We start from the raw sequence: 22,858 nt of genomic DNA, 5'->3' as shown, positions 1-22,858 counted from the left end.
TTTGTGCGTTTGGATAAATTAAGGTTGGAAGGCGAAGAAAAGTTGATATAATCACGCCCTTATTCATTTTTATTTGTACAAGAAATAGACATTATGACGAAATTCACTTATTGGCAACGTGCGAAAGTTGCTTTTCAATACATTATGCCGCAACTGTATTTAACCCAATTAGCCGGTTGGTTTGCCCAACAAAAATGGGGTGCGGTAACACATTTCGTGATTAAGGCTTTCGCGAAGAAATACAACGTGGACATGAGCGAAGCAAAAAAAGAGAACTTTAGCGATTATGAAAGCTTCAACCAATTTTTTATTCGTGAGTTAAAAGACGACGCGCGAAAAATCAATGAAAATCCGACCGCACTTTGCTTACCTGCCGACGGTCGTGTGAGCCAAATCGGGCATATTGACGATGAACGTTTATTGCAAGCCAAAGGGCATTTTTTCAGCCTATCTGATTTATTAGCCGGCGATGAAGAATTAGTTGACACCTTTAAAAACGGCGAATTTGCGACGATCTATTTATCTCCGCGTGATTATCACCGCGTCCACATGCCGTGCGATGCAACTTTGCGCAAAATGATTTATGTACCGGGCGATTTATTCTCGGTCAATCCGTTCTTAGCGGAACACGTGCCAAATTTATTCGCTCGCAATGAACGTGTTATTTGTGTTTTTGATACAGCGTTCGGCCTAATGGTACAAATTCTTGTGGGCGCGACCATTACTGCCAGTATGAGTACGGTTTGGGCTGGCGTCATTAATCCACCGCGCACCGGTGAAGTCAAAGTCTGGACATATCAAGGAGACAGCGCCATCAAATTAACCAAAGGCCAAGAGATGGGCGCATTCCAATTGGGCTCAACCGTCATTAACTTGTTCCCGGCGAATTCCGTGACCTTAGCAGAACATTTAGAGGTGGATGTTCCGGTAAGAATGGGCGAAATCTTAGCCACAATGAAATAGTTTTATCAACAGAAAGGAAAACAACATGACAGCAGAATTTTTCAATCAAGTGAGATTAGACGATACCGAAGCCAAAGGCAGTTACGGTATCGGTTTGCAAATCGGTCAACAATTATTGGATAGCCAATTAGCGGTAAAAGCGGAAGCGGTAGCAAAAGGGATTTACGATGTGTTAAATCAACATGCGCCGGCATTAGATTTCAATGAAATCAGCCAAGCGTTGCAACAATTGCAACAACAAGCCGCGGAAGCCCAACAAGCGCAATTCAAAGAAATTGAAGCCGCAGGCAAAGCTTTCTTAGCGGCGAACAAACAAAAAGACGGCGTGAAAGTCACCGATTCCGGCTTGCAATATGAAGTGTTAGTTGAAGGCAACGGCAACGTACCATCTACAACCGATAAAGTACGCGTTCACTACACCGGCACATTACCGGACGGTACCGTATTCGACAGTTCCGTCGCTCGCGGCCAACCGGCAGAATTCCCGGTTAACGGCGTAATCAAAGGTTGGATTGAAGCGCTTTCTATGATGCCGGTTGGTTCCAAATGGCGTTTGGCAATTCCACATGAATTAGCCTATGGCGAACGTGGCGCAGGCGCAGCCATCCCACCATTTAGTCCATTAGTCTTTGAAGTGGAATTGTTAGAGATTCTTTAATTTATCCCTCTCATAAAAAAGCCACACGCGATATTGACGTGTAGCTTTTTTATTCCTATTTGACGACGGTTCCCACAATACTTCGGGTCGTTTCCCGCACTTCAGTGAGTTGTACGCGAATTGGGTCGCCAATTTTGTATAACCGCTGATCTTTCACATAAAAAGCGATTTCATCAGGATTAATCACAACCTCTTCTTTATTGTCGTGCAGCGTTGAGGCAGGAATAAACATGGAAGCGCCATTTTCTAACAGCATGACGCGTAAGCCGCCACGGGTGACGTCTTGCACTTCCGCATCAAATTCCGGTTTTTCAGCGACTTTATTCGCCAAATAACGACAATATAACCAATCGGCAATATCACGTTCCACCAAACGATTTTGGCGGCGTGCTTCTTGTAAACGGGCGAGTACGCTTTCTTCCGGTTTGGTGAAATCGCGGTTGGTTAAATGGGCTTTGATTAAGCGATGGTTCACCATATCCGAATATTTACGGATTGGCGAGGTCCACGTGGCATAGCCATTTAAGCCTAGGCCAAAGTGCGGTGCCAATTCCGCTTTAAATTCTGCAAAAGTGAGGAAACGGCGCAAACGGAATTCCAAATAATCTCCTTCAATCGGTTCAATATCATGGCGCATTTGGCAATAGCCGTTTAAGGTTGCCAGCTTTTCAAGCGCATAACGGCTTTGTAATTCTGCTTTGTTTTCCTCATTGGCTAAATTGGCTAACAAGAAATGGTGGGCATTTTCCAAGAACTTTTTATCGAATCCGCTGTGTGTGTTGAAAATACCGCATTGCAGATTTTCATGTAAAAATTGGGCAGCGCAGATATTGGCGATAATCATGGATTCTTCGACGATTTGGTTGGCAATACGACGGTATTCCGCTTTAATTTCTTGCACTTTACCATTTTCTGCCAGCACGAAAGAATAATCCGGTTTTTCTTTAAAGAGCAGAGCGTGGGTTTTGCGCCATTGCGTTCTGGTTAGGGTAAATTGATGCAACCGGTGAATTTGCTGTGCCGTTTCCGGATTTTCCGGCTGCCAAGCATTGTCTTTGCCTTCTAAGTAATCGGAAACATTGTTATAGGCTAATTTGGCTTTAGATTGCACTTCTGCCAATACAAATCGTGAAGGCGCGGTGATGTTGCCGGCTAAATCTGTTTGAATATAACACACTAATGCCGGGCGGATTTCGTTCGGTTTGAGGGAGCATAGCTCGTCAGACAGTTCCCGCGGCAACATCGGAATATTGAAGCCGGGCAAATAATTGGTGAAACAACGTTGTTTGGCGTCTTTTTCGATTTGTGAATGCAGAGCGATATAAGCAGTTGGATCGGCAATTGCCACCACTAATTGCCAGCCGGTTTGTTCACCGTTTGAGGCAATAGGCTCAATATACAAGGCGTCGTCCATGTCCTGTGTGGTTTCAGAGTCGATAGTGACGAAGTGAAGTGCGGTCAGATTTTCGCGCGTTTCTTGATCCTGCATTTCATAGTGATCTTGTCCTTGCACCGGTTCACGCGGTTGTTCGTGACGCGCAAGAGTTACCCACCAAGGTGCCAGTTCATCATCAGCGTGGCAAATAAATTGAGTGATTTGCGCATAGAAAAAACGATTGTCGCGCAAAGGGTGGGTTTTTAAAGTTGCCACAACCCAATCTCCTTCCTGTAACTCTTCTTTGACGGCTTTGCTTTGTGCAGCGCCAATAGGCTGATTAATGTTAGGGTGATCAACAAGCACCTGCAATTTCTTGTCTTTATTGAACCGCACTTTTGCGATAAAACGGGTAAGCATCGGCTCGATTAAGGCTTCCGGTTCCGCTTGTTCTTTATCGCCTTGTTTTTCGATCGTGGCGCTGATTTTGTCGCCGTGCATGACTTTTTTCATGGCAATAGGGGAAATGAAATAGCTTTTCTTGTCGCATTCCAAAAAGCCGTAAGCCTTGTCCGTACCTTTCACCGTGCCTTCCACACGTTCTTTGCTGTCATGAATTTGTTGTTTGAGTTGTGCGAGTAATGGATTATCTTGGAACATAATTACGTTGGGCGGATTTTCGTCCGCAGATAAAGTGAAAAACGATAACGGCAGACTGAAGTCCACCTTACAAAAGAAAAGGCAGGTTAAAAAACCTGCCGATAAATAAAGGAAGAAAAAATTATTCTTCGCCTAATTCGCCCATGGCGGTGATGCTGAAACCGGCATCAACATGGACGATTTCACCGGTGATCCCGGAGGCTAAATCAGAACATAAGAACGCCGCAGAATTGCCCACATCTTCGATTGTCACGGTACGACGTAACGCAGCGGTTTTCTCGAAGGTTGCCAACATTTTCTTGAAGTTTTTAATGCCGGAAGCCGCTAAGGTACGAATCGGGCCAGCAGAAATGGCGTTCACACGAATGCCGTCTTTGCCTAAATCTGCCGCCATCACACGGGTTGCCGCTTCAAGAGACGCTTTGGCTAAACACATCACGTTGTAGTTTGGAATGGCACGTTCTGCACCTAAATAGGACAACGTTAATAATGCGGCATTCGGATTCAAATATGGACGTGCTGCTTGCGCCATTGCCACGAAACTGTATGCGCTGATGTCGTGGGCAATGCGATAACCTTCGCGGGTTGCCGCATTCACATAGTCGCCGTCTAATTGATCGCCCGGTGCGAAGGCGATAGCGTGTACGAAACCATCGAATTTATCCCAATGTTTGCTTAATTCTGCGAAGCAGTTTTGAATGCTTTCATCGGTAGCCACATCTAACGGCAACACGATGTTTGCGCCAAATTCTTTCGCAAACTCTTCAACACGCGGTTGTAATTTTTCATTTAAATAAGTGAAGGCTAATTCTGCGCCTTGCTCTTTCATCGCTTTTGCAATGCCGTAGGCGATAGAACGATTACTGGCGAGACCTGTAACTAAAATACGTTTACCTGTTAAGAAACCCATAATATTTCCTGTGATTTGCGTTAAAAATTGTGGCGTAGTATAAGCGAAAACGCCTTTGAATACAAAGCCGACCAATTTATCAAAACAAAAAGCACTTATTCAGTGGTGAATAAGTGCGGTTGAATGTTACGCTAATTTAGCTAAAACACATGTGGTCAGTCTATAAAATATGATGAAAGCATAGAATTATACTGCGCTTTCCTCTAGAATCAATCCGTTCATTTAAACGGTTGCATTGCAATTGAGAATATGGTGAAAGCGTGAATTAAGTGCGGTAGATTTTTTTCTAAATCTTGAATTTAACGAAATCATCTCCATATAGAGCCAAATTAGCAGAATAGAAAAGAGAGTATGCGATGAGAACAAAAAAATCAGAATTACAAACCATACCGGTATTGCCATTGCGCGATGTCGTTGTGTTTCCTTATATGGTGATGCCGTTATTTGTCGGCAGACCGAGATCTATCCATAGCCTTGATGAGGCGATGAATCATGGAAAGCAGTTATTGTTAGTATCGCAAAAACAGCCGGAACTGGAAGAGCCGGGCGTGGAAGATTTATACGATGTCGGTACCATTGCCAATATTATTCAGCTGCTCAAACTGCCGGATGGCACGGTAAAAGTGTTAGTGGAAGGGCAGCAACGTGCGCAGATTTATCAATTAGAAGATACCGGTGAACATTTCCAAGCGCAAATTAAGCCGATTGAAAGTACGCTTGGTAATAAAAAAGAATTGCAAGTTGTTCACAAAGCCGCCTTAGATGAATTCCAAAATTATATAAATTTAAATAAGAAAGTGCAGCCGGATATTCTTTCCGCACTTCAACAAATTGAAAATTTGGAACAATTAAGTGACACCTTAGCCTCCCATTTACCGGTTTCCGTTGCCCAAAAACAAACTGTATTAGAAATGAGCAATGTCGTGGAACGTTTTGAGTATTTGCTGGGGTTAATGCAGTCCGAAGCGGATCTATTACAGGTGGAAAAACGCATTCGTAGTCGCGTGAAAAAACAAATGGAGAAAAGCCAGCGCGATTATTACTTAAACGAACAAATTAAAGCCATTCAAAAAGAGCTTGGTGAAGAAGAAAATGCGATAAGTGAAATTGAACAGCTTCGTCAAAAAATTGAAGAGGCAAGAATGCCTTTGGAAGCACGTGAAAAAGCCGAAGCTGAATTGCAAAAACTGAAAATGATGTCCCCAATGTCGGCTGAAGCCACCGTTGTGCGCAGTTATATTGACTGGATGATTCAAGTGCCTTGGCATAAACGCACCAAAGTGAAAAAAGATCTCGCCAAAGCACAAGAAATTTTAGATGCCGATCACTATGGTTTGGAGCGCGTGAAAGAGCGTATTTTGGAATACCTTGCTGTGCAAACCCGTTTAAATCAATTAAAAGGGCCAATTCTTTGCTTGGTAGGCCCTCCTGGTGTCGGTAAAACCTCTTTAGGACAATCTATTGCCAATGCAACAGGGCGTAAATATGTGCGCATGGCATTAGGCGGCGTGCGTGATGAAGCAGAAATTCGTGGTCACCGGAAAACCTATATTGGTTCCTTGCCGGGCAAATTGATTCAAAAAATGGCAAAAGTCGGTGTAAAAAATCCGCTCTTTTTGTTAGATGAAATCGACAAAATGTCTTCTGATATGCGTGGCGATCCAGCTTCTGCTTTATTAGAAGTGTTGGATCCGGAACAAAACGCCCATTTCAACGATCATTATTTGGAAGTGGACTACGATTTATCCGATGTCATGTTTGTGGCGACCTCAAACTCCATGCACATTCCAACGCCATTATTAGATCGTATGGAAGTAATTCGTTTATCCGGTTATACAGAAGATGAAAAACTGAATATCACCACTCGCCATTTGATCAACAAACAAATGGAACGCAACGGGCTAAAAGCCGGTGAATTAACCATTGATGACAGTGCGATCGTGGATATTATCCGCTATTACACTCGTGAAGCCGGTGTGCGTAATTTAGAACGTGAAATTTCGAAAATCTGCCGGAAAGCCGTAAAAACCTTACTGTTAGATAAGAAATTAAAATCCATCAAAGTGACCGCGAAAAATCTACACGATTACCTTGGCGTAAAACGTTTCGAATTTGGTCGTGCAGATACACAAAACCGTGTTGGTGAAGTCACCGGTTTGGCATGGACGGAAGTCGGCGGCGATTTACTGACGATTGAAACCGCCTCAGTGCTAGGCAAAGGCAAACTCAGTTACACAGGCTCCTTGGGGGATGTGATGAAAGAATCTATTCAAGCTGCCATGACTGTCGTACGCGCCCGTGCAGACAAATTGGGCATTAATCCGGAATTCCATGAAAAACGTGATATTCATATTCACGTTCCGGACGGTGCGACACCAAAAGACGGCCCGAGTGCAGGGATTGCTATGTGTACCGCATTGGTGTCTTGTTTAACCGGTAATCCGGTGAAATCGGAAGTGGCAATGACCGGTGAAATCAGCCTACGTGGCAAAGTATTGCCAATTGGCGGTTTAAAAGAAAAATTACTGGCAGCCCACCGTGGCGGCATTAAAACCGTCATTATTCCAAAAGATAATGTGAAAGATTTGGAAGAGATTCCGGAAAACGCTAAACGTGATTTGAACATTCACGCAGTAGAAACCATTGATGAAGTGCTAACTATTGCATTGGAAAATCCACCAAGCGGTGTTGAGTTTGTCAAACTTGAACCGATTTCTACGGTGAAAAATAGTCGCCGGAAGAAAGGCATTGCACCAAGTGCGGTCAATTAATGAAAAGTTTTTCAATACGATAAGGAGCCATAGAGTAGCGTGCAACTTGTTGCACGAAATCGTGAATGCCCGAAAGGGTTAACGTTTCATGTGTAGCAATCGTGAATATCCGAAAGGGTGAAATCACGTTCCGTGCTTGGTTTGGTCTTAAAATAAACCGCACTTTAATGTAATTTATTAAAGTGCGGTATTTTTTTGCACATTTTTTATGTGCTTTCTAGGTTTTCTTTAGGTTCGTTCTCTGTTTTTTCTTTATTCAGCAACAGCCGTTCCGTTTCAAAATCATGATGCAGCGGTTCGATATCAGGCATTGTTTTGTTGGCTTTGGCAGAAAGTGCTTTAAAGCGCTCCACTTTGCCCATTAAGCCCTGTTGCCCTACGAGCGCCGTGACAGCGCTGTTATAGTGCGAACTGACGGTGGAAAGACTATTCCCCACTTTCGCTAAACGTTCTGCGAGTAAGCAGATTTGGTTGTAAATGTCGCCGGCTTTTTCGCTGATTTCACGCGCTTCCGCATTACCGCGCTCCACCCGCCACAGGTTCGCTACTGTGCGTAAAATAGGCATCAGCGTGGTATGTGACACCATAATGACATTTTTGTCATAACCATAACCGAACAAACTCGGGTCCATTTTTAAGGCTTCAATGTAAGCCGGTTCCACGGCAATAAACATCAACACGAAATTCGGGCTACGTACACCGATAAGGTTGCTGTAATCTTTGCGGGATAAGTCGTCGATGTGATTGCGCAACGCCTTAATGTGTTCGCGCAGAAACGCCTGACGCGCAATTTCATCTTCAGTACTGACCGCACTTTCATAGGCGTTAAGCGACATTTTGCTGTCGATAATCAAATGTTTCTCATCCGGAATGTTAAGAATAAAGTCGGGATAATTGCGTTTGCCTTCTTCGTTTTTGAAATGCGCCTGTGCTGTGTAATGTTCATCTTCCACCAAGCCGGCAGATTGCAACGCCCGCTCCAACTGTATTTCACCCCAGTTACCAAGGGTTTTCTTTTCCCCTTTCAGAGCGGAAGTGAGGTTGTTCGCCTGTTGCGACATACTCAAACCGATTTCTAACACTTTCTTAATTTCCGCTTCCAAGCCTGCGTTGCCCTTAAGGGATTCCGAGTGAATTTCATTCACCCGTTTTTGGAAGCTCTCAATTTGCTCACGGAAAGGCTTTAACAGACTGTCCATCGACGCTTGGTTCGTTTGCTGAAAACGCTGGCTTTTCTCTTCTAAAATACGATTGGCGAGGTTTTGAAATTCTGTATTGAGCTGCTGTTTGGTTTGTTCAACATGTTGTTGCTGCTCGACAAAATGCTTTTCTTTTTCTGTTAACGTGGTTTTGAGTTCCGCCAGTTCCTGCGAAAGTGTGGTGTGTTTTTCCGTTAAATTTGTCAGCAATTCTTCTTTGCGGGTAAGCTGCGCTTGGCTTTGCGCAAGTTGTCCACGCAAGCTGTCCGCCTGTGCCGAGGCCACACCAAAACGTTCTTTCAGCGTCGTTATTTGTTCTGCGATGGTGGAATGACGTGCCTGTTCTTCGTTCAGTTCCGTTTGTAAATACTGTACTTTTTCATCCCGTTCGTTTAAGCGAATTTGTAGCCCATCCGCCGTGGTTTGCGCTTTCACTACCTCTTGTTCTAATTGATTTTTACGGGCAGTAACGGCATCAAATTTTTCTAATAAGCGATTAAAATCCTCAATGTTTTTATTTAAATCCTGTTGTAATTCCAGGCTATCCCGTTTCCGGCGTGCGCTGACAAAAAGCAAAATAAGGCAAAGCACGCCCAATGCGACGCAAACGCTCAATAACAGATTTAAATCAATATCCAATGCAAACATGTTCCCTCCTGATATTGGGAGTTAGTATAAAGGAAATCCGTGGTCTTTGCCGACCTTTTGCTTTTTCATTTCGTGGGTGGCAAAAGGCGCAAAACTTGCGGTAGAATGGCGCTTGAAGCGTTTGAATATTTGTCGAGAAAAATCACCGCACTTTTAGGGCATGCCATGAACCAACCTTTATTTCAGCCTACCAAACACGAGGAACACTGCCCGCAGTGCGGTGCGTTATTGCAAATAAAGCAAGGGAAAAAAGGGCTGTTTCTCGGCTGTTCTGCCTATCCGCAATGTGATTATTTGAAACCGTTACAGGCTTCTAATGAAGTAAAAATCCTCAAAATATTGGAACAAACCTGTCCCCAATGCGGCCATTTATTGGCGTTAAAACAAGGGCATTTTGGCATGTTTATCGGTTGTAGCAATTACCCCGACTGTCATTTTGTGGTGCATGAGGAAACAGAAGAGGAAACGGAAGAACACGTACCTTGCCCGGAATGTCAAGAAGGGCAGTTAGTGGCGCGGCGTGGACGTGCCGGCAAGCTATTTTACGCCTGCAACCGTTTTCCGCATTGTAAGTTTTCCTTGCCAACTAAACCTTATTTAGTGGATTGTCCGCAATGCCATGGCAATTTAGCCTTATTAAAAAAACAACAGGGCGAACAACGCACTTGGCAATGTGTGAATAAAACCTGCCGCCATATTTTTATGACCGAGTAACCTCATGAATTTACAAGAGATTGTTAACCATTTAAAAAATCAGCAAGTCGTCGCTTACCCCACCGAAGCGGTTTTCGGCTTAGGTTGTAATCCAAACAGCCAAAGTGCGGTGGAAAATTTACTGGTTTTAAAACAGCGCCCGATGTCAAAAGGGCTGATTTTAATTGCGCCGAGCACGGATTTTTTGTTGCCTTTTATAGATGAAAGACGTTTGATGGAAGCACATTGGCAACGCTTAACTACGCAATATGATCGGCCAACGACATGGGTCGTACCGGCAAAAACAACGACACCTAAATTTCTTACCGGCGATTTTGACAGTATTGCGGTGCGCATCAGCCAACACCCTGCCGTTAAGCTGTTATGCGAACAGGCAGGCTTTGCACTTACCTCTACCAGCGCCAACTTAACCGGACTGCCGCCTTGCCGCACGTCACAAGAAGTGACACAGCAATTCGGCACGGATTTCCCGGTGCTGGATATGCCTGTGGGCGACGCAGTGAATCCGTCCGAAATTCGCGACATTTTCACCAACCAAGTTTTTCGTCAAGGATAAATCATGTTATATGCCGTTTGGGGCAACCCGATTGCTCAAAGCAAATCGCCGCAAATTCACCGTATTTTTGCCAAACAAACCGCCCAAGACGTGCAATACGATGCTATGTTAGGCGACGAACAGGATTTTGAACGGCAATTATTGGCATTTTTTGCCCAAGGCGCAGCAGGATGTAATATCACCTCGCCTTTCAAAGAGCGCGCGTTCAAGCTGGCAGATGCATACAGTGAGCGTTGCCTGATAGCGGAAGCCTGCAATACATTGAAAAAATTAGACGATGGCACGCTGTATGCGGACAATACTGATGGTGCAGGATTGGTGACGGATTTACAGCGGTTGAATTGGCTTAAGCCGAATCAAATTCTACTCATTTTAGGGGCAGGCGGTGCCACGAAAGGCGTGTTGTTACCGCTTTTATATGCACAGCAAAACATTGTGATAGCCAACCGCACTTTAGCCAAAGCGCAACTGTTGGCAGAGAAATTTTCGCCTTACGGAAACATTCGTGCCGTGGAACTGAGTCAACTTCCCACGCAATCCTTTGATGTGATTATCAATGCGACCTCCTCAGGTTTGCACGGCGGAACAGTAGCGATTAACGATGAGATTCTACGTGCAGCAAAAGCAGTTTATGACATGCAATATGATCGACAAAAAGACACGCCGTTTTTAGCACGCTGTCGTACGTTAGGCGTACAAAACCGAAGTGACGGTTTCGGCATGTTATTGGCGCAGGCGGCGCATGCTTTCCATTTATGGCGTGGCGTAATGCCGAACATTACGCCGTTGTTTGAGCAGTTATAAGGCTATTGGCGTGTTTTCGCTTGTAGAATGCCATCCGTGATAATCAAGAGCATGGCAAGGACCAAACAAATAAACAGCGGATAACTTTGCGCATCAATTTCTTCGCCGATTAACAAAGAAACCCCTACCATCAAGCAAGGCTCTACATAACCAAGTAAGCCCAACAGATTCATCGGCAAATGATTACTGGCAAGAATATAAGAATTGAGCGCCGTTCCGCTAATCAAGCCGAGCAGTAGCAATAAAACCAAAATATGCGGATTGCTTTGTTGTACTTGGCTAATATCCACTTGCCACGCAAAATACGCACAAAATGGCAAAAGGGTTAACATTTCTAAGAAGAACGCCGCAAGATCGGTCATTTTCCATATTCGACGAAGCACAAAGTAAGTCGTATAACCCACACAAATCACTAGCGCTTCCCAAGAAATTTCCCCTTTTAAGGCGATGTTGGAAATGACCCCCACTGCAGCAATCAATACGGCCAAAAACTTAATGCGTGAAATCCGTTCTTTAAAAATAATTCGCGCTGCTGCCACCATCACTAAAGGCAGTAATAAATAACCGAAAGAAACGCTCAACGAGCTACCATTATTAGGTGCCCATAAAAATAGCCACATTTGAAAGCCCATCAACGCACCGGTAAAGAGAAAAGCCAAGGCGAAGTGCGGTTGTCTTTGAATGCGTTTTAAATGGGCAATCAACGCCATTTTTTGTTTAAACAAAAACACAGCCGCCGCCACAAAAGGCAGAGTGAATACAATGCGATAACCGAAAATATCGGTGCCACTCAACGGCAGCAACAGCGTAGAAAAATAATACATGTAGCCAAACAGCAGAGAGGCAAATAAAGAAAACGCAACGCCTTTTAGCATAAAAACTCCTTAAACCATGACCGCACTTTACGCTAATAACTGCCAAAATGCACGAACTAAAGGGCGTTCTAAGGCAGGTTTCAAGGCGCACACACCGAGTTCAAAAGGGGTAATTGGTTCCTCTAACTGCAAGGTAGAAATTTGGCTGTTCAACGGACTGTTCTTAATCACCACATCAGGCAATAACGCCAAACCACACCCGAGTGCCACCATGGACACAATACCTTCGTGCCCCGCCACGGTGCCATAGATTTTCGGGTGTTTAATGCCTTTTTGTTTAAACCATTCTTCAATCCGCTGCCGCGCCATACCATCTAAGGGCAAAATGAAGGGAACCTGCTGCCAATTGATGGGATCTTGCTGCAATAACTGCGTCGCCGAGCACGCCACTCGAGGCGCAATCATCGACAACGCAATATCATCGATATAATGAAACGTCACCGCACTCGGTAATACCGGTGGTTTCCCTGCCAACGCCAAATCCACCTGTTGCGCCTGCACCAAATGTACCGCCTGCGCCGGATCGCCTGTGGTCAGTTGAATTTCCACTTTCGGATAATGCGCACGGAATTTCTCCAAAATCCCCGGCAAATGGCTATACGCCGCCGTCACCGAGCAATACAGTTTGAGTTCCCCACTAAGTTCTTCCTCTTGAGTATGTAGTTGTTGTTGAAATAGCATCCAATTCTGCCATTGCTGCTGTGCAAACGCCAAAAACACCTCACCATTCGGCGTTAACAACACCTGACGATTATCCCGCCACAAAAGCTGCTGGCCCAGTTCCTCTTCGATTTTTTGAATTTGACGGGACAAGGTTGACGGCGACATATGGTGCAACGCCGCCGTTTTGGCGAAGTTTTGGGTTTGGGTGAGGGTGATGAAGATTTTGAGATCGGTAAAAGTCATGTTTTTAATTTTAAGTTAGGTTTCATTCTCAATTTCATTGAGAATGACCTACTTTTCTTTGCTTGTGCAAAGCAAAGTAGGCAAAAGAAAACACACCCCAGCTTCACCGCTTATCTTCACTCACTTGCAATTTTCTTTACGAAAATTTTCGAACTCGCCGCCAGCGGCTCAGACAAACGAAAATTTCCTAAAAATTGCAAATCGCTCAGGCGGTTCAGATGGGGCCCCCATTTTATTCGAGCGCTACTTAAAGTGTATTCTGTCAATAGATTCAAAATTGCGGTCATTTCTAAAAATGTTTTTTGAAATAAAAAATATCTAAAAATTCAACCGCACTTTTTAAAAAAACAAATTATTTTCTCCGTGTAAGTAAGACTCCCTTATGGAAATGCAATTTTTAGCTAAATTTCGCTTTGTTTGAGCGAAGCGAATCAAAGAAAGAAGAACGCCCTAGGGCGAAATCCCTCGCACCATATATAATTGCAAAAACCGCAACACAAAATCCCAATAATATCACTTTACGCAACACCAAAACACCCTATAATCACCCAAACCTAAACAAACACTCCCACACAAAAGGAAAACATCATGGCTAATTATTTCAACACCTTAAACTTACGCCAACAATTAGACCAACTCGGTCGCTGCCGTTTTATGGATCGCAGTGAGTTCGCAACGGAAGCGGATTTCTTGAAAGGCAAGAAAATCGTTATCGTAGGTTGCGGTGCACAAGGGTTAAACCAAGGGTTAAATATGCGTGATTCAGGTCTAGACATCAGTTACGCATTACGTCCGGAAGCCATCGCAGAAAAACGTGCTTCATTCCAACGTGCCAGTGAAAATGGCTTTAAAGTGGGCACTTATGAAGAACTGATTCCAACAGCCGATTTAGTCATTAACCTCACCCCGGACAAACAACATTCCAAAGTGGTTGCTGATGTCATGCCGTTAATGAAAAAAGGCGCAGCATTGGGCTATTCCCACGGTTTAAACATTGTTGAAGTGGGCGAGCAAATCCGTCCTGACATCACCGTCGTAATGGTGGCACCAAAATGCCCGGGTACAGAAGTACGTGAAGAATATAAACGTGGTTTTGGCGTGCCGACGTTAATCGCCGTGCACCCTGAAAATGACCCGCAAGGCGAAGGGTTAGAAATTGCCAAAGCTTGGGCGGCAGCAACCGGTGGTCATCGTGCAGGCGTGTTGGAATCTTCTTTCGTGGCGGAAGTCAAATCCGACTTAATGGGTGAGCAAACCATCCTTTGCGGTATGTTGCAAGCGGGTTCTCTCATTTGCTACGACAAATTAGTGGCTGACGGCAAAGATCCGGCCTATGCGGGCAAATTAGTGCAATACGGTTGGGAAACCATCACCGAAGCCTTAAAACAAGGCGGTATCACGTTGATGATGGATCGCTTGTCCAACAGCGCAAAATTGCGTGCGTTCGAGTTAGCGGAACAAATCAAAGAAGAATTGGCATTCTTATTTGCCAAACACATGGACGATATCATCAGCGGCGAATTCTCCCGTGTGATGATGGAAGACTGGGCAAACGGCGATGCCAACCTCTTAAAATGGCGTGAAGAAACCGGCAAAACGGCTTTTGAAAACGCACCGAAATATGAGGGCAAAATCAGTGAGCAAGAATATTTCGACCATGGCGTGTTAATGATTGCGATGGTGAAAGCCGGTGTTGAATTGGCATTCGATACCATGGTGGCCAGCGGCATTTACGAAGAATCCGCTTACTACGAGTCCTTACACGAATTGCCGTTAATCGCCAACACCATCGCGCGTAAACGTTTATATGAAATGAACGTGGTGATTTCCGACACGGCAGAATACGGTAACTACTTATTCGCTAACGTTGCCGGTCCGATTATGCAAAAAGCATTGGTGCCAACCTTACGCAAAGGTGATATCGGTGAACCAACACCAACCGTGGAAATCGACAACATCACCTTACGCGATGTGAACGATGCAATCCGTAATCATCCGGTAGAATTAATCGGTCAAGAATTGCGTGGTTACATGAAAGATATGAAACGCGTGTCATTACAAGGTTAATGGAAGCATTCATAACGTAAAAAGCCGGCGATATTGCCGGCTTTTCTATGCTTATATGAACAGGATAAAACGCAATAGGCTGTTTTAAATATCCAAATTCGCTCTTAATGCATTACTTTCAATGAATTCGCGACGAGGCTCTACTTCATCTCCCATTAAGGTAGTGAATAACTGATCTGCCGCCACCGCATCTTTGATAGACACTTTCAACATACGGCGAGTATTCGGATCCATTGTCGTTTCCCAAAGCTGTTCCGGGTTCATTTCACCTAACCCTTTATAGCGTTGAATCATCAAACCACGGCGAGATTCTTTCATTAACCACTCAATCGCCTGCTCAAAAGAAGTTACTGCAACTTTACGTTCACCGCGCATAACATAAGCATTTTCTTCTAATAAGCCGACCAATTTTTCACCCAACGCAATTAAACGGGCATATTCATTACCGGTCACAAATTGGAAGTTCAAGAAATAATCCGTATCAATCCCGTGTGTTCTTACCGTTAATACCACTTCATGCAAGTTTCGTTCAGCATTGAATTGCAAACGATAGCTATAATGTCTGCCGTCAGTTTCTTTTCCATTTAAAGAAGCAACTAAAGAATCAGCCCAAGAATTGACCGCACTTTCCTGTTGCATTAACGCTGTGGTCAACGCCGGTTGATAAATCAATTCTTTCAACACACTTTCCGGATAATAACGGCTCAAGCGGGTCGTCATTTTTTGTACTGCAAGATATTCGGAAGCGAGATTTTGTAACGCCACACCTTGCATGCCCGGTGCATTGTCATTCACATAAAGCGCCGCATTTTCCAACGCAATCGCCAATTCAAATTCCGCCATGGCTTCATCGTCCTTAATGTATTGCTCTTGTTTGCCTTTTTTCACTTTATACAACGGTGGCTGGGCAATATACACATAACCGCGTTCAATCAGCTCCGGCATTTGACGATAGAAGAAGGTTAATAACAACGTACGAATGTGCGAGCCGTCCACATCCGCATCGGTCATGATAATAATGCTGTGATAACGCAATTTATCCGGGTTATATTCGTCACGACCGATACCGCAACCTAGCGCCGTAATCAATGTACCCACTTCTGCGGAAGATAACATTTTGTCAAAGCGGGCTTTTTCCACGTTCAGGATTTTCCCTTTTAACGGCAGAATCGCTTGGTTTTTACGATTACGCCCTTGTTTTGCCGAACCGCCCGCAGAGTCACCCTCCACGATATAAAGTTCGGATAACGCCGGATCACGCTCCTGACAATCCGCCAATTTACCCGGCAACCCGCCCAAGTCTAATGCGCCTTTACGACGGGTCATTTCGCGCGCTTTACGTGCAGCTTCACGCGCACGTGCCGCATCGATAATTTTGCTCACGATGATTTTTACATCGTTTGGATTTTCCAACAAATAGGTTTGCAAATACTCGTTCATCAAAGATTCCACCGCACTTTTCACTTCGGAGGAAACCAATTTGTCTTTTGTTTGAGAAGAGAATTTTGGATCCGGTACTTTCACGGAAATCACGGCCACCAAGCCTTCACGAGCGTCGTCACCGGAAGTCGCTACTTTAGATTTTTTGGTATAACCTTCATTTTCCATGTAGTTATTCAGCGTACGGGTCATCGCCCCGCGGAAACCTGCCAAGTGCGTACCACCATCGCGTTGTGGAATGTTGTTGGTAAAGCAGTAAATGTTTTCTGCATAACCATCGTTCCATTGCAACGCAATTTCTACGCCAATGCCGTCTTTTTCCGCAGAGAAATAGAACGGTTTCGGGTGGATCGGAGTTTTGCCACGATTGATATATTCCACAAACGCTTGAATACCACCTTCGTAATGGAAATGGTCTTGTTTATCGGTGCGTTCGTCAATTAAACGAATAGAAACACCGGAGTTTAAGAAAGATAACTCTCTTAAGCGTTTGGCTAAAATATCGTATTCAAATTCAATGTTCGTAAAAATCGTTGGGCTTGGCCAAAAGCGTACGGTTGTGCCGGTTTGGTCGGTTTCACCAATAACTGCTAACGGAGCAACGGGATCGCCAAGGCGATAAAATTGTTCATGCACTTTGCCTTGACGGCGAATAGTCAGTTGTAATTTATCAGACAACGCATTAACCACAGACACGCCCACACCGTGCAAACCACCGGAGACTTTATAGGAGTTATCGTCAAATTTCCCGCCGGCGTGCAAGACGGTCATGATCACTTCGGCGGCGGAAACGCCTTCTTCCGGGTGAATATCTACCGGAATGCCGCGTCCGTCATCTTGCACGGAAACGGAATTATCGGAATGAATGGTCACGATAATATCATCACAATACCCGGCTAAGGCTTCGTCAATAGCGTTATCCACCACCTCGAAAACCATATGGTGTAAACCTGTTCCATCGTCTGTATCCCCAATATACATACCGGGACGTTTACGCACTGCATCAAGGCCTTTGAGTACTTTAATACTGTTTGCACCGTAATTTTCAGGGGTATTTGTTGACATAATCATTCTCTATTTTATTCGTAAAAAATTGGGCGGAATTATAGCAAAATTTTGCGTCATTAGCTAAAAATAAGTGAGATCACACACATAAAAAGGCGCAAAATTCATCACAACAACGTGTTTTATCCTTCGGTTTTTCGGGCATTTTTATGTTCACGAATTAACGCCATAAACGGCTGCCCAAAACGTTCCAGTTTAATGCTCCCTACGCCATTAATTTGTAACATTTCAATATCGCTAACCGGTTGATATTGCGCCATTTCTTGCAAAGTCGCATCGTTAAACACGATATACGGAGGAATATTTTCCTTATCGGCAATTTGCTTACGCAGGAAGCGCAAGCGTGCAAATAAATCTTTGTCGTAAGAAATGACCGCACTTTTGTGCATCATCGCAGTGGTAACGATTGACGATAGACGTGGCGTTGCCAATTCCAACGGCTGTTCCCCCCGCAAAATCGGCTTGGCGTTCTCCGTGAGCTGTAACGTGTTGCCATATTCGCCGATCATTTGACGCACCAAGCCCAAATGAATGAGCTGACGCAACACGGACTGCCAGTATTCCGTGCTGTGTTCTTTGCCGATGCCGTACACACTCAGTTGGTCGTGTTGCTGATCGCGAATTTTCTGATTATTCATGCCACGCAAGACGGCAATGACATAATGAGCACCATAACATTGACCGGTACGATAAATTGCCGACATGATTTTTTGTGCGTCCAACAATCCATCGTATTTTTTCGGGGGATCGAGACAAATATCACAATTTTGACAGGCTGTTTGACGATGTTCGCCGAAATAATTCAATAAGACCAAACGGCGACAGGTTTGGCTCTCGGCAAATTCACCGATGGCTTGCAGTTTATGCTGTTCAATTTGGCGTTGTGGCGTTTCCGGCTTTTCCATCAACATTTTATTCAACCACACATAATCCGCCGGATCGTAAAACAACACCGCCTCTGCCGGCAAATCGTCACGCCCTGCACGGCCGGTTTCTTGATAGTAGGATTCAATGCTACGCGGCAAATCAAAATGCGCCACAAAGCGTACGTTGGATTTATTAATCCCCATACCGAAGGCGATCGTCGCCACCACCACTTGAATGTTATCCCGCTGAAAATCCCGTTGTACCTTTTTCCGTAAGCTATTTTCCATGCCCGCATGATACGCCGCGGCCCGCACGCCTTTATTACACAAGGTCTCCGCAATGCGTTCCACTTTGTTGCGGCTGTTGCAATAAACAATGCCGCTTTTACCTTTTTGAGCCAGCACGAAACGACACAGCTGTTCCATCGGCTTAAATTTTTCCACCAAGGTGTAACGAATATTCGGACGATCAAAACTGCCCACGTAAAAGTGCGGTCGATTTAGGCGGAGATTTTGCAGAATATCTTGTTGCGTTGTAGGGTCTGCCGTGGCTGTCAGCGCCATAATCGGCACATTCGGGAAACTGCCTTTTAAGCCGCCAAGTTGGGTATATTCAGGGCGAAAATCGTGTCCCCATTGAGAAATGCAGTGCGCCTCATCAATAGCGATAAAGCTCACCTGACATAAAGAAATAAATTGGAAAAAGCTGTTGGTCATGACTTTTTCCGGGGACAAATACAATAATTTTAACTGCCCGGAAATCGCCCTATTTTGCACCTGTTGCTGTTCTTCAAAGGTTTGCGAGGAGTTTAAATAATCCGCTTCTACGCCACTGGCGCGTAGCTGATCCACTTGGTCTTTCATCAGCGAAATCAACGGCGACACCACCAAGGTCATCCCATCAAAACACAATGCTGGAATTTGGTAGCACAACGATTTTCCCGTACCTGTCGCCATAATGACCAAACAATCTTGCCCATTTAGCGCCGCCTGAATGATCTCTTGCTGCCCTTTGCGGAAAGATTGATAGCCGAAAACGGAATGTAAAACATCCAGTGCGTTGGAAGAAAGTGCGGTGAGATTTTCCGCAGATTTATTGGAAAAAGCCACCGTACTTTGTTGAACAGATGAAGATGAGGCTGAAGCGGACATTAAGCAAAATGCACTTGTTCACCATGTTTGGCACAGGCTTCGGTTAAGGCTTGCCAGAAATCCAAGCCCTCATGATTCACCCAACGGCCGTCTTTGTAAGCAAAATGGAAACCGCCGTTATGGCTTGCCAACCATAATTCCAACAGCGGTTCCTGTTTGTTCACCACGATTTGGCTACGATCTTCAAAGGTAATGGTGAACACGGATCCTTGACGATCACAATCCACATCGCAATCTTGCGCTTCTAATTGTTCTTCGATTTGATTCCAAATTTGTTCAATATTTTGATGAAATTCCATCACATTCATAAAACCACTCCTCGTAAATCCTGTTAAAATGGCGATTATAAAGATTTTCCGTGCGTTGTGATAGCACAAAGCCGGATTTAGTGGTAAAAAGAGTAGCCGAAGTGAAGCGCAAGGAGCAACCCATGAAAAAACTGATTTCCGTATTTTTACTCGTCACATTGTGTGCGCTAAGTAGCGGTTGCGGTGTTAAAGGCCCATTATATTTTCCAGAACAAGATAGCACTCAGCAAACAACGAAATAACTTTTTATAGGCGATCTTATGGACTTTTTCCAATATAAAAACAATCAACTCATGGCGGAAAATCTGCCGGTCAAACAATTGGCCGAACAATTTGGTACGCCTTTGTATATTTACTCTAAAGCTACCCTTGAACGCCATTGGCACGCTTTTGATAACGCTTTCGGCGAGCATCCGCACTTGGTGTGTTTTGCGGTGAAATCCAACCCGAACATTGCGATTTTAAATGTAATGGCAAAATTAGGATCAGGCTTTGACATTGTATCCCAAGGGGAATTGGAGCGCGTCCTTGCCGCCGGCGGTGATGCCGCCAACGTGGTCTTTTCCGGTGTGGCAAAATCTCACCAAGAAATTGCTCGGGCGCTGGAAGTGGGAATTCGGTGTTTCAACGTGGAGTCGGAAGCAGAATTGTTGCGCATTAACCAAATCGCCGGTGATATGGGCAAAATCGCCCCGATTTCATTGCGCGTAAATCCGGACGTGGATGCCCATACCCACCCTTACATTTCCACAGGGTTAAAAGAAAATAAATTCGGCGTGAGCGTAGAACAAGCTCGAGAAGTCTATAAATTAGCCGCTACCTTATCAAATATTAAAATTGTCGGTATGGATTGTCACATCGGCTCACAACTCACGGAATTACAACCGTTTTTAGATGCGGTAGATCGCTTAATTGTACTCATGGAACAATTAAAACAAGATGGTATTCATTTAAAACACTTAGACTTAGGCGGCGGCTTGGGTGTGACTTATACGGACGAAACGCCGCCGCATCCGACAGACTACGCCAAAGCGTTATGGGAAAAATTGAGTGCTTTTAGCGAACTGGAAATCATCGTCGAACCCGGACGCGCCATTACTGCAAACGCTGGGATTTTGGTCACCAAAGTAGAGTATTTAAAATCCAACGAAAGCCGTAATTTTGCCATTGTGGATGCCGGCATGAACGACATGATTCGCCCGGCGTTGTATCAAGCCTACATGAACATTCTCGAAATTGACCGCACTTTAGCGCGTGAAGAAAAAATGTACGATGTGGTCGGCCCGATTTGCGAAACTTCCGATTTCCTCGGCAAACAACGCAAACTTGCCATTGCGGAAGGGGATTATTTAGCCCAACGATCTGCCGGTGCCTACGGCGCAAGTATGTCTTCTAACTATAACTCTCGCCCAAGAACGGCGGAAGTGATGGTGGATGGCGATAAAGCGCATCTCATCCGTCGCCGCGAGGCGTTAAACGAATTATGGCAATTAGAAAACTTGCTGCCGTAACGCAACGTAAAACATAAAAAATCCCGCAAAGTGCTTGCGGGATTTTTTGTTAGTGGGTTGATACTTTTAATTTCTCAATCGTTTCTTTATTGAAGAAATAATGTGTGCCACAGCATTCGCATTGCATGTCGATGGTGCCTTGGTGTTCAGCAAGGATATGGTCAATTTCTTCTTCCGAAATTAACAACAAGGCAGCACCTGAACGTTCTTGCGAACAACCACAGTGGAAGGTCACCGATTGTGGCGCGAAGAGTTCAACGGTTTCTTCGTGGTATAAGCGGTACAACAATTCTTCTGCGCTTAAACCAAAAATCTCTTCGTCTTTAATGGTGGCGGTTAAGGTAGCTAAATGCTCAAAATCGCCCGGTGAGCCCGAACCATCCGGGACAATTTGCAATAACACACCGGCGGCGACCGGTTTGCCGTCATATTCACCACTGCGGATAATCAGTTGTGTTTGGAGTTGTTCGGAACGGACGAAATAGTCTTCCAAACATTCACTGATGGTGGGTTTGTCCAGTGGTACGATACCTTGATAACGTTCGCCTTCTTTTGGCGCAATGGTGATCACCAACACGCCTTTGCCGATCATTTGGTGTAGGCTCATGTTGTTATCAATATCACCTTGCAAACGGGCAAGGGCACGGATTTGCTGCTGATCGTTGCCGTTGACTAACGCCAGTTTTAACGGGCCATCGCCTTGAATTTGCACGGTGATATCGCCGTTAAATTTTAAGGTGGCGGTCAGCAAACTGGTGGCAACCATCATTTCGCCTAATAAATTGCGCACGGCTTGTGGGTAATGATGGGTGTTTAAGGTGTCGTTAAAGGTTTGATTTAATCGCACCCATTCGCCACGTACGGCGCGGTCTTTGAATAGATAACGATAAAGTTGGTCGTTGTCTTTAGTATAAGTGGTCATCTTTTATTCCTAATTGAATGTTGTTCGCCAAATATAAGGGCGTTTCTCTCGATTACAAGGTGGCGCTTATGCTTGGTTTTGATGTTTGAATTTAAGTAAATTGCGACGTTCTTTTTTGTCCGGGCGGCGATCAGGGTGCGGCATGGACAGGGCGTTCATTTTGCGCGCTATGGTAAGTTTTTCTCGATTAGCAAGACTTTGTTCCGTTTCCCGATAGAGCAATTGCGCTTCCGGTGCGCCTCGTCGTTGAGTGGAAAGCGCCAACACAACGATTTCCTTTTCGTCACTGCCTTGGCGTACTTTTAGGGTAGCGCCCACTTCCACGATTTTATTCGGTTTACTGCGTTGCCCGTTGTAATGGACTTTGCCTCCGTCAATCATTTCTTTGGCGAGTGTGCGGGTTTTGTAAAAACGCGCTGCCCACAGCCATTTGTCCAAACGCACTGCTTCTTTTTCTTCTTCCATTTGAGAATGTTTTGCCATGTTGC

At 44.8% G+C, this 22,858-nt stretch carries 19 protein-coding genes; 9 read left to right on the top strand and 10 right to left on the bottom strand.

Annotated features, from left to right (window positions below):
* Positions 1-93 precede the first annotated feature (93 nt).
* On the top strand, positions 94-963 hold the full coding sequence (asd, locus tag AC30SF_RS07800; RefSeq protein WP_489608086.1) for an archaetidylserine decarboxylase: 870 nt from the start codon (positions 94-96) through the stop codon (positions 961-963).
* A 25-nt stretch (positions 964-988) separates the two neighbouring features.
* Positions 989-1,621, top strand: a complete 633-nt coding sequence (bamJ, locus tag AC30SF_RS07795) for a BamJ family beta-barrel-assembly machinery protein (RefSeq protein WP_489608085.1) — start codon at positions 989-991, stop codon at positions 1,619-1,621.
* A gap of 55 nt (positions 1,622-1,676) precedes the next feature.
* Here bamJ and rnb read toward each other — a convergent pair whose 3' ends face one another.
* Together rnb and AC30SF_RS07785 are read right to left on the bottom strand one after the other, a co-directional pair.
* Positions 1,677-3,656 carry an exoribonuclease II gene (gene rnb, locus AC30SF_RS07790; protein ID WP_489608084.1) on the bottom strand — a complete coding sequence of 660 codons (1,980 nt, stop codon included), beginning with the start codon at positions 3,654-3,656 and terminating at the stop codon, positions 1,677-1,679.
* 121 nt (positions 3,657-3,777) lie between these two features.
* On the bottom strand, positions 3,778-4,566 hold the full coding sequence (locus tag AC30SF_RS07785) for an enoyl-ACP reductase FabI (protein WP_005703676.1): 789 nt from the start codon (positions 4,564-4,566) through the stop codon (positions 3,778-3,780).
* Positions 4,567-4,922: 356 nt separating this feature from the next.
* Between AC30SF_RS07785 and lon the strand changes: the two genes are divergently transcribed.
* The gene (gene lon, locus AC30SF_RS07780; RefSeq protein WP_489608083.1) at positions 4,923-7,337 is read left to right on the top strand and encodes an endopeptidase La; all 2,415 of its coding nucleotides are present in this window, start codon (positions 4,923-4,925) and stop codon (positions 7,335-7,337) included.
* Between the two features lie 206 nt (positions 7,338-7,543).
* Here the strand turns inward: lon and AC30SF_RS07775 are convergent, their stop codons facing one another.
* The gene (locus AC30SF_RS07775) at positions 7,544-9,184 is read right to left on the bottom strand and encodes a DNA recombination protein RmuC (protein WP_489608082.1); all 1,641 of its coding nucleotides are present in this window, start codon (positions 9,182-9,184) and stop codon (positions 7,544-7,546) included.
* Positions 9,185-9,349: 165 nt separating this feature from the next.
* Between AC30SF_RS07775 and AC30SF_RS07770 the strand changes: the two genes are divergently transcribed.
* From AC30SF_RS07770 to aroE, 3 genes are read left to right on the top strand one after another with little or no spacing between them, the layout of a single operon-like run.
* Positions 9,350-9,898, top strand: a complete 549-nt coding sequence (locus AC30SF_RS07770; protein ID WP_489608319.1) for a DNA topoisomerase family protein — start codon at positions 9,350-9,352, stop codon at positions 9,896-9,898.
* Between the two features lie 4 nt (positions 9,899-9,902).
* Positions 9,903-10,454 (top strand): L-threonylcarbamoyladenylate synthase type 1 TsaC, encoded by a 552-nt coding sequence (tsaC, locus tag AC30SF_RS07765; RefSeq protein WP_489608081.1) that lies wholly within the window; start codon positions 9,903-9,905, stop codon positions 10,452-10,454.
* A gap of 3 nt (positions 10,455-10,457) precedes the next feature.
* The gene (gene aroE / locus AC30SF_RS07760) at positions 10,458-11,258 is read left to right on the top strand and encodes a shikimate dehydrogenase (protein ID WP_489608080.1); all 801 of its coding nucleotides are present in this window, start codon (positions 10,458-10,460) and stop codon (positions 11,256-11,258) included.
* A 2-nt stretch (positions 11,259-11,260) separates the two neighbouring features.
* On the opposite strand, the gene rarD is transcribed toward aroE, so the two are convergent.
* Together rarD and ilvY are read right to left on the bottom strand one after the other, a co-directional pair.
* Positions 11,261-12,133 carry an EamA family transporter RarD gene (gene rarD, locus AC30SF_RS07755; RefSeq protein WP_489608079.1) on the bottom strand — a complete coding sequence of 291 codons (873 nt, stop codon included), beginning with the start codon at positions 12,131-12,133 and terminating at the stop codon, positions 11,261-11,263.
* Between the two features lie 27 nt (positions 12,134-12,160).
* Complete coding sequence (gene ilvY, locus AC30SF_RS07750) at positions 12,161-13,039, bottom strand: HTH-type transcriptional activator IlvY (protein ID WP_489608078.1); 879 nt, start codon at positions 13,037-13,039, stop codon at positions 12,161-12,163.
* A gap of 588 nt (positions 13,040-13,627) precedes the next feature.
* On the opposite strand from ilvY, the gene ilvC reads away from it, so the two are divergent.
* Entirely contained in the window at positions 13,628-15,106 is a 1,479-nt protein-coding gene (gene ilvC, locus AC30SF_RS07745; RefSeq protein ID WP_314115745.1) for a ketol-acid reductoisomerase, read from the top strand.
* Positions 15,107-15,190: 84 nt separating this feature from the next.
* On the opposite strand, the gene gyrB is transcribed toward ilvC, so the two are convergent.
* From gyrB to cyaY, 3 genes are all read right to left on the bottom strand, one after another.
* Positions 15,191-17,611 (bottom strand): DNA topoisomerase (ATP-hydrolyzing) subunit B, encoded by a 2,421-nt coding sequence (gene gyrB / locus AC30SF_RS07740; protein ID WP_489608077.1) that lies wholly within the window; start codon positions 17,609-17,611, stop codon positions 15,191-15,193.
* A gap of 122 nt (positions 17,612-17,733) precedes the next feature.
* The gene (gene recQ / locus AC30SF_RS07735) at positions 17,734-19,629 is read right to left on the bottom strand and encodes a DNA helicase RecQ (RefSeq protein ID WP_489608076.1); all 1,896 of its coding nucleotides are present in this window, start codon (positions 19,627-19,629) and stop codon (positions 17,734-17,736) included.
* Entirely contained in the window at positions 19,629-19,937 is a 309-nt protein-coding gene (gene cyaY / locus AC30SF_RS07730) for an iron donor protein CyaY (protein WP_489608075.1), read from the bottom strand. The genes recQ and cyaY overlap by 1 nt, the downstream gene beginning before the upstream one ends.
* Positions 19,938-20,059: 122 nt before the next feature.
* Between cyaY and lptM the strand changes: the two genes are divergently transcribed.
* Positions 20,060-20,179 carry an LPS translocon maturation chaperone LptM gene (lptM, locus tag AC30SF_RS07725; RefSeq protein WP_245193475.1) on the top strand — a complete coding sequence of 40 codons (120 nt, stop codon included), beginning with the start codon at positions 20,060-20,062 and terminating at the stop codon, positions 20,177-20,179.
* 18 nt (positions 20,180-20,197) lie between these two features.
* Positions 20,198-21,448 (top strand): diaminopimelate decarboxylase, encoded by a 1,251-nt coding sequence (lysA, locus tag AC30SF_RS07720; RefSeq protein WP_489608074.1) that lies wholly within the window; start codon positions 20,198-20,200, stop codon positions 21,446-21,448.
* Positions 21,449-21,497: 49 nt separating this feature from the next.
* Here lysA and hslO read toward each other — a convergent pair whose 3' ends face one another.
* Together hslO and hslR are read right to left on the bottom strand one after the other, a co-directional pair.
* Positions 21,498-22,370: an Hsp33 family molecular chaperone HslO gene (gene hslO / locus AC30SF_RS07715; RefSeq protein ID WP_489608073.1), complete on the bottom strand. Its 873-nt coding sequence runs from the start codon at positions 22,368-22,370 to the stop codon at positions 21,498-21,500.
* A gap of 66 nt (positions 22,371-22,436) precedes the next feature.
* Positions 22,437-22,853, bottom strand: coding sequence for a ribosome-associated heat shock protein Hsp15 (gene hslR, locus AC30SF_RS07710; RefSeq protein WP_489608072.1), 417 nt, complete (start codon positions 22,851-22,853; stop codon positions 22,437-22,439).
* Positions 22,854-22,858: the final 5 nt, after the last annotated feature.

This window comes from Aggregatibacter valvarum (assembly GCF_980468985.1).
The sequence above is the reverse complement of the archived record's forward strand: the minus strand, read 5'-3'. Positions and strand labels throughout refer to the sequence as shown.

Bases quoted from the DNA above. Each gene is read 5' to 3' on its own strand.
- bamJ (WP_489608085.1), top strand. From the start codon at position 989: ATGACAGCAGAATTTTTCAATCAAGTGAGATTAGACGATACCGAAGCC.
- AC30SF_RS07775 (WP_489608082.1), bottom strand. From the start codon at position 9,184: ATGTTTGCATTGGATATTGATTTAAATCTGTTATTGAGCGTTTGCGTC.
- hslO (WP_489608073.1), bottom strand. From the start codon at position 22,370: ATGACCACTTATACTAAAGACAACGACCAACTTTATCGTTATCTATTC.
- recQ (WP_489608076.1), bottom strand. From the start codon at position 19,629: ATGTCCGCTTCAGCCTCATCTTCATCTGTTCAACAAAGTACGGTGGCT.
- lon (WP_489608083.1), top strand. From the start codon at position 4,923: ATGAGAACAAAAAAATCAGAATTACAAACCATACCGGTATTGCCATTG.
- lysA (WP_489608074.1), top strand. From the start codon at position 20,198: ATGGACTTTTTCCAATATAAAAACAATCAACTCATGGCGGAAAATCTG.
- ilvC (WP_314115745.1), top strand. From the start codon at position 13,628: ATGGCTAATTATTTCAACACCTTAAACTTACGCCAACAATTAGACCAA.
- lptM (WP_245193475.1), top strand. From the start codon at position 20,060: ATGAAAAAACTGATTTCCGTATTTTTACTCGTCACATTGTGTGCGCTA.
- AC30SF_RS07770 (WP_489608319.1), top strand. From the start codon at position 9,350: ATGAACCAACCTTTATTTCAGCCTACCAAACACGAGGAACACTGCCCG.
- aroE (WP_489608080.1), top strand. From the start codon at position 10,458: ATGTTATATGCCGTTTGGGGCAACCCGATTGCTCAAAGCAAATCGCCG.
- AC30SF_RS07785 (WP_005703676.1), bottom strand. From the start codon at position 4,566: ATGGGTTTCTTAACAGGTAAACGTATTTTAGTTACAGGTCTCGCCAGT.
- rnb (WP_489608084.1), bottom strand. From the start codon at position 3,656: ATGTTCCAAGATAATCCATTACTCGCACAACTCAAACAACAAATTCAT.
- tsaC (WP_489608081.1), top strand. From the start codon at position 9,903: ATGAATTTACAAGAGATTGTTAACCATTTAAAAAATCAGCAAGTCGTC.
- cyaY (WP_489608075.1), bottom strand. From the start codon at position 19,937: ATGAATGTGATGGAATTTCATCAAAATATTGAACAAATTTGGAATCAA.
- hslR (WP_489608072.1), bottom strand. From the start codon at position 22,853: ATGGCAAAACATTCTCAAATGGAAGAAGAAAAAGAAGCAGTGCGTTTG.
- rarD (WP_489608079.1), bottom strand. From the start codon at position 12,133: ATGCTAAAAGGCGTTGCGTTTTCTTTATTTGCCTCTCTGCTGTTTGGC.
- gyrB (WP_489608077.1), bottom strand. From the start codon at position 17,611: ATGTCAACAAATACCCCTGAAAATTACGGTGCAAACAGTATTAAAGTA.
- ilvY (WP_489608078.1), bottom strand. From the start codon at position 13,039: ATGACTTTTACCGATCTCAAAATCTTCATCACCCTCACCCAAACCCAA.
- asd (WP_489608086.1), top strand. From the start codon at position 94: ATGACGAAATTCACTTATTGGCAACGTGCGAAAGTTGCTTTTCAATAC.